At 57.0% G+C, this 14,861-nt stretch carries 17 protein-coding genes; 15 read left to right on the top strand and 2 right to left on the bottom strand.

Annotation, left to right across the window (positions count from 1 at the left end; all coding sequences use genetic code 11):
• Positions 1–37: 37 nt before the first annotated feature.
• The 10 genes from pdxB (at position 38) to NKJ21_RS16005 (ending at position 9,861) form a co-directional block, all read left to right on the top strand.
• Entirely contained in the window at positions 38–1,174 is a 1,137-nt protein-coding gene (gene pdxB / locus NKJ21_RS16050) for a 4-phosphoerythronate dehydrogenase PdxB (RefSeq protein ID WP_022066026.1), read from the top strand.
• A 63-nt stretch (positions 1,175–1,237) separates the two neighbouring features.
• Positions 1,238–2,251 carry an aspartate-semialdehyde dehydrogenase gene (locus NKJ21_RS16045; RefSeq protein ID WP_012967501.1) on the top strand — a complete coding sequence of 338 codons (1,014 nt, stop codon included), beginning with the start codon at positions 1,238–1,240 and terminating at the stop codon, positions 2,249–2,251.
• A complete protein-coding gene (gene truA / locus NKJ21_RS16040; RefSeq protein WP_008803925.1) occupies positions 2,251–3,063 on the top strand; it encodes a tRNA pseudouridine(38-40) synthase TruA in 813 nt (270 codons plus the stop codon). Before NKJ21_RS16045 ends, truA begins: the two co-directional genes overlap by 1 nt.
• Positions 3,064–3,089: 26 nt before the next feature.
• Positions 3,090–3,749 (top strand): DedA family protein, encoded by a 660-nt coding sequence (locus NKJ21_RS16035; RefSeq protein WP_008803926.1) that lies wholly within the window; start codon positions 3,090–3,092, stop codon positions 3,747–3,749.
• A 186-nt stretch (positions 3,750–3,935) separates the two neighbouring features.
• Positions 3,936–4,856 (top strand): acetyl-CoA carboxylase, carboxyltransferase subunit beta, encoded by a 921-nt coding sequence (gene accD, locus NKJ21_RS16030; RefSeq protein WP_002913220.1) that lies wholly within the window; start codon positions 3,936–3,938, stop codon positions 4,854–4,856.
• A gap of 75 nt (positions 4,857–4,931) precedes the next feature.
• The gene (gene folC / locus NKJ21_RS16025; protein WP_022066028.1) at positions 4,932–6,200 is read left to right on the top strand and encodes a bifunctional tetrahydrofolate synthase/dihydrofolate synthase; all 1,269 of its coding nucleotides are present in this window, start codon (positions 4,932–4,934) and stop codon (positions 6,198–6,200) included.
• The gene (gene dedD / locus NKJ21_RS16020; protein WP_008803928.1) at positions 6,190–6,885 is read left to right on the top strand and encodes a cell division protein DedD; all 696 of its coding nucleotides are present in this window, start codon (positions 6,190–6,192) and stop codon (positions 6,883–6,885) included. The genes folC and dedD overlap by 11 nt, the downstream gene beginning before the upstream one ends.
• A gap of 216 nt (positions 6,886–7,101) precedes the next feature.
• On the top strand, positions 7,102–7,590 hold the full coding sequence (cvpA, locus tag NKJ21_RS16015) for a colicin V production protein (RefSeq protein ID WP_002913214.1): 489 nt from the start codon (positions 7,102–7,104) through the stop codon (positions 7,588–7,590).
• A gap of 33 nt (positions 7,591–7,623) precedes the next feature.
• Positions 7,624–9,141 carry an amidophosphoribosyltransferase gene (gene purF / locus NKJ21_RS16010; protein ID WP_002913213.1) on the top strand — a complete coding sequence of 506 codons (1,518 nt, stop codon included), beginning with the start codon at positions 7,624–7,626 and terminating at the stop codon, positions 9,139–9,141.
• Positions 9,142–9,276: 135 nt separating this feature from the next.
• Positions 9,277–9,861 (top strand): UbiX family flavin prenyltransferase, encoded by a 585-nt coding sequence (locus NKJ21_RS16005; protein WP_008803929.1) that lies wholly within the window; start codon positions 9,277–9,279, stop codon positions 9,859–9,861.
• Positions 9,862–9,926: 65 nt separating this feature from the next.
• Here the strand turns inward: NKJ21_RS16005 and NKJ21_RS16000 are convergent, their stop codons facing one another.
• Entirely contained in the window at positions 9,927–10,088 is a 162-nt protein-coding gene (locus tag NKJ21_RS16000; protein WP_012540975.1) for a hypothetical protein, read from the bottom strand.
• A gap of 45 nt (positions 10,089–10,133) precedes the next feature.
• Between NKJ21_RS16000 and argT the strand changes: the two genes are divergently transcribed.
• From argT to hisP, 5 genes are all read left to right on the top strand, one after another.
• Entirely contained in the window at positions 10,134–10,916 is a 783-nt protein-coding gene (argT, locus tag NKJ21_RS15995; protein ID WP_008803930.1) for a lysine/arginine/ornithine ABC transporter substrate-binding protein ArgT, read from the top strand.
• A gap of 267 nt (positions 10,917–11,183) precedes the next feature.
• Positions 11,184–11,966 (top strand): histidine ABC transporter substrate-binding protein HisJ, encoded by a 783-nt coding sequence (gene hisJ / locus NKJ21_RS15990; RefSeq protein ID WP_002913209.1) that lies wholly within the window; start codon positions 11,184–11,186, stop codon positions 11,964–11,966.
• A gap of 64 nt (positions 11,967–12,030) precedes the next feature.
• Positions 12,031–12,717: a histidine ABC transporter permease HisQ gene (locus NKJ21_RS15985; RefSeq protein WP_004201769.1), complete on the top strand. Its 687-nt coding sequence runs from the start codon at positions 12,031–12,033 to the stop codon at positions 12,715–12,717.
• On the top strand, positions 12,714–13,430 hold the full coding sequence (gene hisM / locus NKJ21_RS15980) for a histidine ABC transporter permease HisM (RefSeq protein WP_002913207.1): 717 nt from the start codon (positions 12,714–12,716) through the stop codon (positions 13,428–13,430). The genes NKJ21_RS15985 and hisM overlap by 4 nt, the downstream gene beginning before the upstream one ends.
• Positions 13,431–13,437: 7 nt before the next feature.
• Positions 13,438–14,211 carry a histidine ABC transporter ATP-binding protein HisP gene (gene hisP, locus NKJ21_RS15975; RefSeq protein ID WP_008803931.1) on the top strand — a complete coding sequence of 258 codons (774 nt, stop codon included), beginning with the start codon at positions 13,438–13,440 and terminating at the stop codon, positions 14,209–14,211.
• A 5-nt stretch (positions 14,212–14,216) separates the two neighbouring features.
• Here the strand turns inward: hisP and NKJ21_RS15970 are convergent, their stop codons facing one another.
• Positions 14,217–14,744 carry a GNAT family N-acetyltransferase gene (locus tag NKJ21_RS15970; protein ID WP_080923861.1) on the bottom strand — a complete coding sequence of 176 codons (528 nt, stop codon included), beginning with the start codon at positions 14,742–14,744 and terminating at the stop codon, positions 14,217–14,219.
• Between the last annotated feature and the right edge of the window lie 117 nt (positions 14,745–14,861).

Raw genomic sequence — 14,861 nt, 5'->3', positions numbered from 1 at the left:
CCCCGGTTAACTCTCGTTCTCAGACAGGTACTGAACTGTGAAAATCCTCGTTGATGAAAATATGCCCTATGCCCGTGAGCTTTTTAGCCGTTTAGGCGATGTGCAAGCGGTTCCGGGGCGTCCGGTCCCGGCTGAGGCCCTGACCGATGCGGATGCCTTAATGGTGCGCTCGGTCACCCGGGTCAATGAAGCATTGCTCTCCGGTAAGGCCGTTAAGTTCGTCGGCACCGCTACCGCAGGCACCGATCACGTCGATCAGGCGTGGCTGCAGCAGGCAGGGATTGGTTTCTCCGCGGCGCCCGGCTGCAACGCCATTGCGGTGGTGGAGTATGTCTTTTCATCGCTACTGATGCTGGCCGAACGCGACGGTTTCGCGCTACGCGATCGTACCGTCGGGATCGTTGGCGTCGGCAACGTCGGTGGACGACTGCAAAAACGGCTGGAAGCGCTGGGGATCAAAACGCTGCTCTGCGATCCGCCGCGCGCCGATCGCGGAGACGAAGGCGATTTCCGCTCCCTCGATGCGCTGGTTCAGGAAGCTGATGTCCTCACCTTCCATACCCCACTGTATAAAGAAGGGCCATATAAAACCCTGCATCTGGCGGATGAGTCGCTGATTAGCCGTCTGAAGCCAGGATCGATTTTGATCAACGCCTGCCGCGGACCGGTGGTGGATAACGCTGCGCTGCTGAAACGGCTGGAAGCTGGACAGCCGCTGAGCGTAGTGCTGGACGTCTGGGAGCCGGAGCCGGATCTTAACGTAGAGCTTCTTAAGCGAGTGGATATCGGTACCGCGCATATCGCCGGCTACACCCTCGAAGGGAAAGCGCGCGGGACAACGCAGGTTTTTGAAGCCTACAGCGCCTTTATCGGCCATCCGCAGCAGGTGGCGCTGGATACCCTGTTGCCAGCGCCGGAATTTGGCCGCATCACCCTGCATGGGCCGCTCGATCAGCCGACGCTGAAAAGGCTGGTCCACTTGGTGTATGATGTGCGCCGCGATGATGCGCCGCTGCGGAAGGTGGCCGGCGTCGCCGGTGAATTTGACAAGCTGCGTAAAAACTATCAGGAACGCCGCGAATGGTCTTCGCTGTACGTACAGTGCAGCGATGCGCAGGCGGCGACGCTATTGCGCCAGCTCGGTTTTAACGCTGTGCATCATCCTGTTCGTTAATGTCTTCTTAATGCCCCTGCCGGATACTCCGGCAGGGCCGCTTTATTTCTGGAGTAAACCACCATGTCTGAAGGCTGGAATATTGCCGTACTGGGCGCAACGGGCGCCGTAGGCGAAGCCCTGCTCGAAACTCTTGCTGAACGCCAGTTCCCGGTGGGGGAGATTTTTGCTCTGGCGCGCAATGAAAGCGCGGGCGAACATCTGCGTTTTGGTGGCAAGTCAGTGATCGTCAAAGACGCTGCCGAGTTTGACTGGACCCAGGCCCAGTTGGCTTTCTTCGCCGCCGGCGTCGAAGCCAGCGCGGCGTATATTGAAGACGCCACCAACGCCGGGTGTCTGGTTATCGATCTCAGCGGCCTGTTTGCGCTGGAGCCAGACGTACCGCTGGTGGTGCCGGACGTGAATCCGTTCGTGTTAGGCGATTACCGCAACCGCAATCTGATTGCAGTGCCCAATAGCCTGACCAGCCAGCTGCTGACGGCGCTCAAGCCGCTTATCGACCAGGGCGGGCTGTCGCGGATCAGTGTCACCAACCTGCTCTCCGCCTCGGGGCAGGGGAAAAAAGCGGTGGATGCGCTGGCAGGGCAGAGCGCCAAGCTGCTGAACGGCATCCCCATCGATGAAGACGATTTCTTTGGCCGCCAGCTGGCGTTCAACATGCTGCCGCTGCTGCCGGATCGGGAAGGTAGCGTGCGCGAAGAGCGCCGTATCGTCGATGAAGCGCGCAAAATTCTTCAGGATGACGGGCTGATGATCTCCGCCAACGTGGTCCAGTCGCCGGTCTTCTACGGCCATGCGCAGATGGTGAACTTTGAAGCGATGCGTCCGCTGGCGGCGGAAGAGGCGCGTGACGCCTTTACCCGCGGTGAGGATATCGAACTTTCTGAAGAGGGAGAATTCCCGACCCAGGTTGGCGATGCCTCCGGCAACGCTCGTCTCTCCATCGGCTGCGTGCATAACGATTACGGCATGCCGGAGCAGATTCAGTTCTGGTCCGTCGCGGATAACGTGCGCTTCGGCGGGGCGCTGATGGCGGTGAAAATCGCCGAGAAGCTGATTGAGGAGTACCTGTACTGATGTCTGAGATGGAGCAACAGCCGATCTTTAAAATCGCGCTGGGCATCGAGTACGACGGCAGCAAATATTACGGCTGGCAGCGGCAAAACGAAGTGCGCAGCGTGCAGGAGAAGCTGGAAAAGGCGCTCTCGCAGGTGGCGAACGAACCGATTACCGTCTTTTGCGCTGGCCGCACCGACGCCGGTGTCCATGGCACCGGCCAGGTGGTGCATTTCGAAACCCGGGCGCAGCGTAAAGATGCCGCCTGGACGCTGGGGGTAAATGCGAATTTACCTGGTGACATCGCGGTGCGTTGGGTTAAACATGTGCCGGCGGATTTTCACGCCCGGTTCAGCGCCACGGCGCGCCGTTATCGCTACGTCATCTATAATCATCGCCTGCGCCCGGCGGTGCTAAGCCATGGCGTGACGCATTTTCACCAGCCGCTCGACGCCGAGCGCATGCAGCGCGCTGCGCAGTGTCTGCTGGGCGAGAATGACTTTACCTCGTTTCGCGCGGTACAGTGCCAGTCGCGTACCCCGTGGCGGAATGTGATGCATATTAACGTTACCCGCTACGGCGCGTATGTGGTGGTGGATATCAAAGCGAATGCCTTTGTACATCATATGGTCAGGAATATTGTGGGCAGCCTTATGGAAGTCGGGGCCGGAAACCAGCCGGAGAGCTGGATGGCAGAACTGCTGGCAGCAAAAGACAGGACGCTCGCTGCGGCAACGGCAAAAGCGGAAGGGTTGTATCTGGTGTCGGTGGATTACCCGGCCCACTATGATTTACCGGTGCTGCCAATGGGCCCGCTGTTTCTGGCGGACTAATAGAGTCATTAAGGGTAAATACAAACATGGACTTGATTCACTTTTTAATTGATTTCATCCTGCATATTGATGTGCACCTTGCCGAACTGGTTGCCCAGTACGGCGTCTGGGTTTATGCCATTCTGTTTTTGATTCTGTTCTGCGAAACCGGGCTGGTGGTGACGCCATTCCTGCCGGGCGATTCCTTGCTGTTCGTCGCGGGCGCGCTCTCGGCGCTGCCGACGAACGATCTCAATGTTCACCTGATGGTACTGCTGATGGTCATCGCAGCCATCGTCGGCGATGCGGTCAACTACACCATTGGCCGACTGTTCGGCGAGAAGCTGTTTAGTAATCCGAACTCGAAGATTTTCCGTCGTAGCTATCTGGATAAAACCCATAGCTTCTATGAACGTCACGGCGGAAAAACCATTATCCTGGCGCGCTTTGTGCCGATAGTCCGAACCTTCGCGCCGTTTGTGGCGGGAATGGGGCATATGTCCTATCGTCATTTTGCAGCCTATAACGTGGTCGGGGCGCTGCTGTGGGTGCTGCTGTTCACCTACGCCGGCTATCTGTTTGGCGATCTGCCGGTGGTGCAGGAGAACCTGAAGCTGCTGATCGTGGCGATCATTGTCCTCTCCGTCCTGCCGGGTGTGATTGAGATCATCCGCCATAAGCGGGCGGCGTCAAAGCAGGCGAAGTAGTTCGCCCTGCGCTGCGCGTGACCGAGCATGATCGTCGCGCGCAGCGGTTTGACCACTTTTTTATCCCATGTTCCGGGATGATATGATTTAATGTGCAACATTCATGGTCTGTAAGAGGCAAAAATGGCATTATGCGCCCCTTACGACAAAACTGGCATCGACCAGGTTCAGGCAGAAAGGTTATCAATGAGCTGGATTGAACGAATTAAAAGCAACATCACTCCCACCCGCAAGGCGAGCATTCCTGAGGGTGTATGGACCAAGTGCGATAGCTGCGGTCAGGTACTCTACCGCGCCGAGCTGGAGCGCAACCTGGAGGTTTGTCCTAAGTGCGATCACCATATGCGCATGTCGGCGCGTAATCGCCTGCATAGCCTGTTGGATGAAGGTTCTCTGGTAGAACTGGGTAGCGAACTTGAGCCAAAAGATGTGCTGAAGTTCCGCGATTCAAAAAAATACAAAGACCGCCTGGCGTCCGCTCAGAAAGAGACGGGCGAGAAAGACGCGCTGGTGGTAATGAAAGGTACGCTCTACGCGATGCCGGTGGTTGCCGCCGCCTTTGAGTTCTCCTTTATGGGGGGCTCGATGGGTTCCGTCGTCGGCGCACGTTTTGTGCGCGCCGTGGAGCAGGCGCTGGAAGACAACTGCCCGCTGATCTGCTTCTCCGCCTCCGGCGGCGCCCGTATGCAGGAAGCGCTGATGTCGCTGATGCAGATGGCGAAAACCTCCGCCGCACTGGCGAAAATGCAGGAGCGCGGGCTGCCGTACATCTCCGTGCTGACCGACCCGACCATGGGCGGCGTATCGGCGAGCTTTGCGATGCTGGGCGATCTGAACATTGCCGAGCCGAAAGCGCTGATCGGCTTTGCCGGTCCTCGCGTAATTGAGCAGACCGTACGCGAGAAGCTGCCGCCGGGATTCCAGCGCAGCGAGTTTCTGATTGAAAAAGGGGCGATCGATATGATCGTTCGCCGCCCGGAAATGCGTCTCAAGCTGGCCAGCATTCTGGCGAAGCTGATGAACCTGCCGGCACCGGTTGCCGTTTCGGAAGCGCCTCATGAAGGCGTGGTGGTGCCGCCGGCACCGGATCAGGAACCTGAGGCCTGATAAAGCAGAGGGCAGGGCCTGGCGGCGCTGCCCTTTTTTATTCATACGCGTTAACCGTCAATTCTTACGGGCATCATGGAAAAAGATCCTATTCCTCAGGCCACGTCGCCCCTGGCTACGTGGCTTTCTTATCTGGAACATCTGCACAGTAAAACCATCGACCTGGGGCTGGCACGCGTCAGCGAGGTCGCCGGGCAGATGGATATCGTTAAACCGGCGCCATTTGTTTTTACCGTCGCGGGCACCAATGGCAAAGGCACCACCTGCCGCACGCTGGAAACCGTCCTGATGGCGGCCGGCTATAAAGTGGGGGTCTACAGCTCCCCGCATCTGGTGCGCTACACCGAACGCGTGCGCATTCAGGGAGCGGAACTGCCGGAGGCCGCGCATACGGCCTCGTTTGCTGAAATCGAAGCCGCGCGCGGTGACATCTCGTTGACCTATTTTGAGTACGGCACGCTCTCGGCGCTATGGCTGTTTAAGCAGGCGCAGCTGGATGTGGTGATCCTTGAGGTCGGGCTGGGTGGCCGTCTCGACGCCACCAATATCGTAGATGCCGACGTCGCGGTGGTCACCAGCATCGCCCTCGATCATACCGACTGGCTGGGGCCGGATCGCGAAAGTATCGGCCGGGAAAAAGCGGGTATCTTTCGCGCCGGTAAACCGGCGGTGGTGGGTGAGCCGGATATGCCGCACACCATTGCCGACGTGGCCAGCGAGAAGGGCGCGCTGCTCCAGCGCCGCGGCGTCGACTGGTGCTATGAGGTGGAGGACGAGACTTGGTCCTTCCGCGACGCGGCCGGGGCGTTAAGCCGCCTGCCGTTGCCTCAGGTGCCGTTGCCGAATGCGGCGACGGCCGTGGCGGCGCTGCGCGCCAGCGGGCTTGCCGTGGATGACGCCATCCTACGCGATGGGATCCGCGACGCGATGCTGCCGGGCCGTTTTCAGATAATCAGCGATGCCCCGCGGGTGATCCTCGATGTAGCGCATAACCCGCACGCGGCGGCCTATCTCGCCGGGCGTCTCAAAACGTTAGCGAAAACGGGACGCGTGCTGGCGGTTATTGGTATGCTGCATGATAAGGACATTGCCGGTACGCTGGCCAATCTGGCCCCGGAAGTCGACGCCTGGTACTGCGCGCCGCTGGAAGGCCCGCGCGGCGCGACGGCGGAGCAGCTGTTGGAACATTTGCGTGGCGGCACAGTCTATACCAGCGTGGCGCAGGCGTGGCATGCGGCCATGGCTGACGCTAAAGTGGAAGATACCGTGCTGGTGTGTGGTTCGTTTCACACCGTAGCGCAGGTTATGGAAGAGATAGACGCGGGGAGAATCGGTGGCGAGTAAGTTTCAGAACCGTTTAGTCGGGACAATCGTGCTGGTGGCGCTGGGGGTGATTATCCTGCCAGGGCTGCTGGACGGGCAGAAAAAGCATTACCAGGATGAGTTTGCCGCGATCCCGCTGGTGCCGAAACCGGGCGATCGCGATGAACCGGATATGTTGCCAGCGGCGACCCAGGCGTTGCCTTCGCAACCGCCGGAAGGGGCGGCGGAAGAGGTGCGGGCGGGCGATGCCGCCGCGCCATCGTTAGATCCATCGCGTATTCCGGTGAACAGCAACAGCTTTGACGACGTTCAGGAGCCGGTGGTGGCCGCGAAACCGCAGCCCAAGCCGCAGCCGAAACCACAGCCGCAGCCGCAACAGCAGGCCGCGACGCCAACGCCGCCGCCGGCTAAGCCACAGCAGCAACAGCCACCGCAGCAGCAGGCGGCCCTGCCGGCGCCGACCGGGAAAGCCTATGTGGTTCAGCTGGGCGCGTTGAAGAACGCCGATAAGGTGAATGAGATTGTGGGTAAACTGCGGGCCTCGGGGTTCAAAGTCTATACGTCGCCTTCGACGCCGGTACAGGGTAAAATTACCCGCATCCTCGTCGGCCCGGATGCGTCAAAAGACAAGCTGAAAGGCCAGCTGGGCGATCTACAGCAGATCTCCGGGCTTAGCGGGGTCGTGATGGGCTTCACCCCAAACTGATTGTTTTTTCCGCCATGCGGAGAGAACGTGGCGGGGAGAAACGCCCCGCAAACCCTGTCTCAGCCGCCCTCAAGAGGCGAAAGGCAGTCTGGCGTTGAATGTTTTTTCAGCGCCATTTTTATTTCTGTAGGGCATGGAAATCCCTACGCAAACGTTTTCTTTTTCTGTTAGAATGCGCCCCGAACTGGACGACAGGGCGTAAATCGTGGGACGTATATGGTCTGGATTGATTACGCCATTATGGCGGTGCTGGGTCTTTCTTGCCTGGTCAGCCTGATCCGCGGCTTTGTTCGCGAAGCTTTATCGTTAGTGACGTGGGGTTGCGCGTTTTATGTCGCCAGCCATTACTACGCTGACCTGTCTGTCTGGTTTACGGGCTTTGAGGATGAACGGGTTCGAAATGGGATTGCTATTGCGGCGCTGTTTATCGTGACGCTCATCGTTGGCGCTATCGTGAACTATGTGATAGGCCAGCTGGTGGAGAAGACCGGTTTGTCAGGAACCGACAGGGTATTGGGGATCTGCTTCGGCGCGCTACGTGGGGTGCTGATCATCGCCGCTATCTTGTTCTTCCTGGACACCTTTACCGGAATGGCGAAGAGCGATGACTGGCATCAGTCGCAGTTTATTCCCTATTTTACCCCTGTCATCAGATGGTTTTTTGAATACCTGCAAAGCTCGTCAAGTTTCTTGCCTAAAGTATAGACTTTGGGTCGTTGCTGAACGAGGAAAAGACGTATGTGCGGTATTGTCGGTATCGCCGGTGTTATGCCGGTTAACCAGTCGATTTATGATGCGCTAACGGTGCTCCAGCACCGTGGACAGGATGCCGCTGGCATCATCACCATTGATGCCAACAACTGCTTCCGGTTGCGTAAGGCTAACGGGCTGGTAAGCGACGTATTCGAAGCCCGCCACATGCAGCGTATGCAGGGCAATATGGGTATTGGCCACGTGCGTTATCCTACGGCGGGCAGCTCCAGCGCCTCCGAGGCGCAGCCGTTTTACGTTAACTCGCCGTATGGCATCACATTGGCGCATAACGGCAACCTGACCAATGCGCACGAGCTGCGTAAAAAGCTGTTTGAAGAAAAACGCCGCCATATCAATACCACCTCTGATTCCGAAATCCTCCTCAATATTTTCGCCAGTGAGCTGGATAACTTCCGTCACTACCCGCTGGAAGCGGACAACATCTTCGCTGCGATTGCGGCGACCAACCGCCTGATCCGCGGCGCGTACGCGTGCGTCGCGATGATCATCGGTCATGGCATGGTGGCCTTCCGCGACCCTAACGGCATTCGTCCGCTGGTGCTGGGTAAACGTGACGTTGGCGACGGTCGCACTGAGTATATGGTGGCCTCGGAAAGCGTGGCGCTTGATACGCTTGGTTTTGAATTCCTGCGCGATGTCGCGCCGGGCGAAGCGGTCTATATTACTGAGAAAGGCCAGCTGTATACCCGTCAGTGTGCCGATAATCCGGTCAGCAACCCATGCTTATTCGAGTACGTCTATTTTGCCCGTCCGGACTCGTTTATTGACAAAATTTCCGTCTACAGCGCCCGCGTCAACATGGGGACTAAGCTGGGCGAAAAGATTGCCCGCGAGTGGGAAGATCTGGATATTGACGTCGTTATCCCGATCCCGGAGACTTCCTGCGACATCGCGCTGGAAATCGCCCGCATTCTCGACAAACCTTATCGTCAGGGCTTTGTGAAGAACCGCTACGTCGGCCGGACGTTTATCATGCCCGGTCAGCAGCTGCGTCGTAAATCTGTTCGCCGTAAGCTCAACGCCAACCGTGCGGAATTCCGCGATAAGAACGTGCTGCTGGTCGATGATTCCATTGTACGCGGCACCACCTCGGAGCAGATCATTGAGATGGCGCGCGAAGCGGGGGCGAAAAAAGTGTATCTGGCCTCCGCTGCGCCGGAAATTCGTTTCCCGAACGTGTATGGTATCGATATGCCGACCGCCAACGAACTGATCGCCCATGGCCGCGAAGTGGATGAGATCCGCCAGATCATCGGCGCCGATGGCCTGATTTTCCAGGATCTCAACGATCTGATCGACGCAGTGCGCGCGGAGAACCCGGATATTCAACAGTTTGAATGCTCGGTGTTCAACGGCGTATATGTGACCCGGGATGTCGACCAGCAGTACCTCGACTATCTTGACTCCCTGCGTAACGATGATGCCAAAGCGGTCCAGCTGCAGAACGAAGTCGAAAACCTCGAGATGCACAACGAGGGTTAACCCGTTCGCGCGTCACGGGCCCGCCGTACCTGAAGGACGGCGGGCTTTTTTTCGCCCCTCAACTGTGCGTCAATAGTTGCGCCAGAGGCTATAATCCGGCAAAGTCTGCGGCACACGCGCAAGGGGTAACAGAACGTGAAACGACTGATTATTGGCATTTCTGGCGCCAGCGGCGCTATCTATGGCGTGCGGATGCTGCAGGTGTTGCGGGATGTGCCGGAGATTGAGACCCATCTGATCCTCAGCCAGGCGGCACGGCAAACGCTGGCCCTCGAGACCGACTTCAGCGTGCGCGACGTGCAGGCGCTGGCCGATGTGGTGCATGACGCCCGCGATATCGCCGCCAGTATCTCTTCCGGTTCGTTTAAAACCGCCGGTATGGTGATTTTACCCTGCTCAATGAAAACGCTCTCTGGCATTGTCCATAGCTATACGGATGGCCTATTGACGCGGGCGGCCGATGTCGTGCTGAAGGAGCGTCGTCCGCTGGTGCTCTGTGTGCGGGAGACCCCGTTCCATCTCGGCCATCTGCGACTGCTGGTTCAGGCCGCGGAGCTCGGGGCGGTGATAATGCCGCCGGTGCCGGCCTTTTATCATCGGCCGCAAAGCCTGGATGATGTCATCAACCAAACCGTCAACCGGGTGCTCGATCAGTTCGATATTAGCCTGTCTCAAGACTTGTTTACTCGCTGGCAGGGGGCACAGGATTGCACTAAATAAGTGCAGTCAATGTACGCTTGCGCCGCAGTGGTGCAAATTTGTCGTCCCGATCAAATCCTCGACATTTATTTCGTCTTTTTGCGCTGAGGCACTGCGGTTTCGCCAGTAATGCTGGTATCTTCCCTTCCAAGACAATCCTGCAACTTTATTTTAACAAATTTAACCCTGTTCCCGGCACGCACCGGGAAGATGGCACAAAAACTGCAGGATTGATCGGCAATCACCATAACAAGCAACGCACCACATCACGACACGACACTTAAGGGTACTGTATGAAGAAGACGATTCTGGCTCTCTCTTTACTCGTGGGAATGAGCAGCACGGCCAGCGTGTTTGCTGCTCTGCCGCAGAGCATTCGCATTGGCACTGACGCGACCTATGCGCCATTTTCGTCGAAAGACGCAAAAGGGGACTTTGTTGGTTTTGATATCGATTTAGGCAACGAACTGTGCTCCCGAATTAAGGTGAAATGTACCTGGGTCGGCAGTGATTTTGACTCCCTGATCCCCTCCCTCAAGGCGAAGAAAATTGACGCCATCATCTCTTCGCTCTCCATTACCGAGAAGCGTCAGCAAGAGATCGCTTTCTCTGACAAGCTTTATGCCGCTGACTCGCGTCTGATCGCCGCCAAAGGGTCGCCGATCCAGCCGACGCTGGAGGCGCTGAAAGGCAAGCACGTCGGGGTGCTGCAAGGTTCTACTCAGGAAGCCTATGCCAATGACCGCTGGCGCAGCCAGGGCGTTGACGTGGTGGCCTACCAGAACCAGGATCTGATCTATTCAGATCTCGCAGCTGGCCGTCTGGATGCGGCGCTGCAGGATGAAGTCGCCGCCAGCGAAGGCTTCCTGAAACAACCTGCCGGGAAAGATTTCGCCTTCGCCGGCCCGTCGGTGAAAGATAAAAAGTACTTTGGCGATGGTACCGGTATCGGTCTGCGTAAGGACGACGTCGAACTGAAAGCTGCGTTTGATAAAGCGCTGGGCGAGATACGTAAAGACGGCACCTACGACAAAATGGCGAAGAAATACTTCGATTTTAACGTTTACGGCGACTAAGACTGCTGCAGGCCCGCACGATAGTGTGGGCCTGACGCCATACTCGTGATCCTGCCCCAGAACGGTGCAACAAAAAACGCTGTGGATCATTTCAGTGCAAAAGCAGCCAGTTTTTTGGCTAAAAAATGCATAGTTAAGCGTTTCTGATGCAAAAAATCGGCCTTTCTGGTGCATAAATCTTTGCCCTCAAGGGGCGAATAATGGCACGATAACTGGCGTAAATAGTTCTAATAAACCCGTTAGAATGACAGTCTGTCGAGGATAGTTATGAAAAAACTGGCGTTGTCTCTCTCTTTAGCGCTGGCCCTTTCCAGCGTTTCCACAGTCTTTGCCGCCATTCCGCAAAAAATTCGTATTGGCACCGATCCGACTTATGCCCCCTTCGAATCGAAGAATGCGCAGGGAGAATTGGTCGGTTTTGATATCGATCTGGCAAAAGAGCTGTGTAAGCGTATTAATACCCAATGTACCTTTGTTGAAAACCCGCTGGATGCGCTGATCCCCTCCTTAAAAGCGAAGAAAATCGACGCGATTATGTCTTCGCTGTCGATTACCGAAAAGCGCCAGCAGGAAATTGCCTTCACCGACAAGCTGTACGCGGCAGATTCGCGTCTGGTGGTGAAAAAGGGCAGCCCGGTAACGCCGGATCTCGCCACCCTGAAGGGTAAGCGCGTGGGCGTGCTGCAGGGGACGACTCAGGAAACCTATGGCAATGAGCACTGGGCGCCGAAAGGTATCGAAATTGTCTCCTATCAGGGGCAGGACAATATCTATTCCGACCTGACCGCCGGCCGTATCGACGCCGCGTTCCAGGATGAGGTTGCGGCCAGCGAAGGGTTCCTGAAACAGCCTATCGGTAAAGATTACCAGTTTGGCGGACCATCGATTAAAGACGAGAAGCTGTTCGGCGTCGGTACCGGTATGGGGCTGCGTAAGGAAGACAACGAACTGCGTGAAGCGCTGAATAAGGCGTTTGCAGAGATGCGTAAAGACGGCACCTACGACAAACTGGCGAAAAAATACTTCGATTTTAACGTATACGGCGAATAATTCTCACGCCTCACCATTGCGTGCGTTTCGCGCGCAATGGTGAATGACAGACAGGGTAGGCAGCATGCTGTATGGGTTTTCACAGGTTATTTTGCAGGGTGCGCTCGTCACCCTGGAGCTTGCGCTCAGCTCGGTCGTTCTCGCCGTCCTGATAGGGCTGGCGGGCGCTGGCGCAAAGTTATCGAGCAACCGTCCTCTGGCGCTGGTATTTGAAGGCTATACCACACTGATTCGCGGCGTGCCCGATCTGGTGCTGATGCTGCTGATTTTCTATGGCCTGCAGATTGCGCTGAACAGCGTCACCGATGCGCTGGGCATGGCGCAGTTTGATATCGATCCGATGATCGCCGGGATTATTACCCTCGGCTTTATCTATGGCGCCTATTTTACGGAAACTTTCCGCGGCGCCTACCTTGCGGTGCCGAAGGGGCATATCGAAGCGGCTACCGCCTTTGGCTTTAGCGGCGGGCAGACGTTCCGGCGTATTCTGTTCCCGGCGATGATGCGCTACGCGCTGCCGGGGATCGGCAACAACTGGCAGGTTATTCTCAAGGCAACGGCGCTGGTCTCGCTGCTGGGGCTGGAGGATGTGGTCAAAGCCACGCAGCTGGCCGGGAAAAGCACCTGGCAGCCGTTCTATTTCGCCATCGTCTGCGGCCTGATTTATCTGGTGTTTACCACCCTTTCTAATGGCGTACTGCTGCTGCTCGAACGCCGCTATACCGTTGGCGTGAAGAGGGCTGACCTGTGATTGAAATTATTCAGGAGTACTGGAAATCACTGCTGTGGACCGACGGCTATCGCTTTACCGGCGTGGCGATTACCTTATGGTTGCTGATCTCTTCGGTGGTGATGGGCGGCATTCTGGCGGTGTTTCTGGCCATTGGCCGCGTCTCAAGCAATAAATTTATCCAGTTCCCCATCTGGCTGTTCACTTACATCTTTCGCGGCACGCCGCTGTATGTGCAACTGCTGGTTTTTTACTCCGGCATGTATACCCTGGAAATCGTCAAAGGCACGGAGCTGCTGAACGCTTTTTTCCGCAGCGGGCTAAACTGCACGGTGCTGGCGTTAACCCTGAATACCTGCGCCTATACCACTGAAATTTTCGCCGGGGCGATCCGCTCAGTACCCGCCGGAGAAATTGAAGCGGCACGGGCCTACGGCTTCTCGTCCGTCAAACTGTACCGCTGCATTATTCTGCCTTCCGCGCTGCGCATTGCGCTACCGGCATACAGTAACGAAGTGATCCTGATGCTGCACTCCACCGCGCTGGCGTTTACCGCTACGGTGCCGGATCTGCTGAAAATCGCTCGCGATATTAACTCCGCGACCTATCAGCCGTTCACCGCCTTTGGCATCGCCGCGGTACTCTATTTAATTATCTCGTATGTGCTGATTAGCTTGTTCCGTAAAGCGGAAAAGCGCTGGTTGCAGCATATCAAACCTTCTTCGACGCATTGAGAACGCCATGTCCGACAATAAATTAAACGTTATCGATCTGCACAAACGCTATGGGGAACACGAGGTGCTGAAGGGCGTCTCCCTGCAGGCGAAAGCCGGGGACGTTATCAGTATCATCGGTTCATCGGGTTCCGGAAAAAGTACCTTTTTGCGCTGCATTAACTTCCTTGAAAAACCGAGCGAAGGCACGATCGTCGTCAGTGGCCAGAATATTGGCCTGGTGCGGGATAAGGACGGCCAGCTGAAGGTGGCTGATAAGAACCAGCTGCGCCTGCTGCGCACCCGCCTGACCATGGTGTTCCAGCATTTCAATCTGTGGAGCCATATGACGGTGCTGGAGAACGTCATGGAGGCGCCGATTCAGGTGCTGGGCTTAAGCAAACAGGAAGCGCGCGATCGCGCGGTAAAATACCTGGCCAAGGTCGGGATTGACGAACGTCAGCAGGCGAAATACCCGGTGCATCTCTCCGGCGGCCAGCAGCAGCGTGTCTCGATTGCCCGCGCGCTGGCGATGGAGCCGGAAGTGCTGCTGTTTGATGAGCCAACGTCCGCTCTGGATCCGGAACTGGTGGGCGAAGTGTTGCGTATCATGCAGCAGCTGGCGGAAGAGGGAAAAACCATGGTGGTGGTGACCCACGAAATGGGCTTTGCCCGCCACGTCTCTTCGCATGTTATTTTCCTGCATCAGGGCAAAATTGAAGAAGAAGGGCATCCGGACGCGCTGTTTGGCGCGCCGAAAAGCCCGCGCCTGCAGCAGTTTCTGAAAGGGTCGCTGAAATAACCGGCTCACCCGGCGTCTGTAGGCGTCGGGTGAGCTTCCCGCTCCAGCCGATAGATCCAGTCATCGTAATCGATGCCGTTCAGATGATAGGCTTTCTCCAGCACCTGGGTGCGCACAAAGCCTTGTTTCTCCAGCAGGCGCGATGAGCCATGATTTTCACTCAGCACCCAGGCATTGATGGCCTGCACCCCCAGCGTGCTGAAACCATAATCGCAGATCGTGCGCAGCGCTTCGCTGGCATAGCCTCTTCCCTGAGCCTGCGGTAACAGGGCGTAGCCGACGTCAGCCTCGTGCGGATTTTTCGGACTGATGCGGAGCCCAATATCGCCCAGCGCGTCGCCGCGTTTATCACGCAAAACAAACACCCCGGGATCGGCACAGCGGCTGGCAAACACGCTGCGTAGCGCCGTCTCGCTTAACACTTCCCCCATAAAACGCATCACCAGCGGATCCTGGCGCAGGCGCAGAAAAAAGGGCCAGTCATCGGTAACAAAGCGGGTAAGCGAAAGGCGTGGTGTGGTGATGGTTGTCATAAAGCAGTCAATACGCAGAAAGAAAAGCCTACCTTAGCACTTTGCTTCGCCAGGTAACATCGGCAAACCGGCCGGCTGGCGGTGAATTCAGGCGATTAAGGGCGCTGGTTGTCCTGA

Source organism: Klebsiella sp. SWET4, from assembly GCF_024296565.1.
In the GTDB taxonomy this organism is placed as follows: Bacteria; Pseudomonadota; Gammaproteobacteria; order Enterobacterales; family Enterobacteriaceae; genus Klebsiella; species Klebsiella variicola.
Note: the sequence above shows the minus strand (reverse complement) of the source record. Positions and strands in the feature narration are given on the sequence as shown.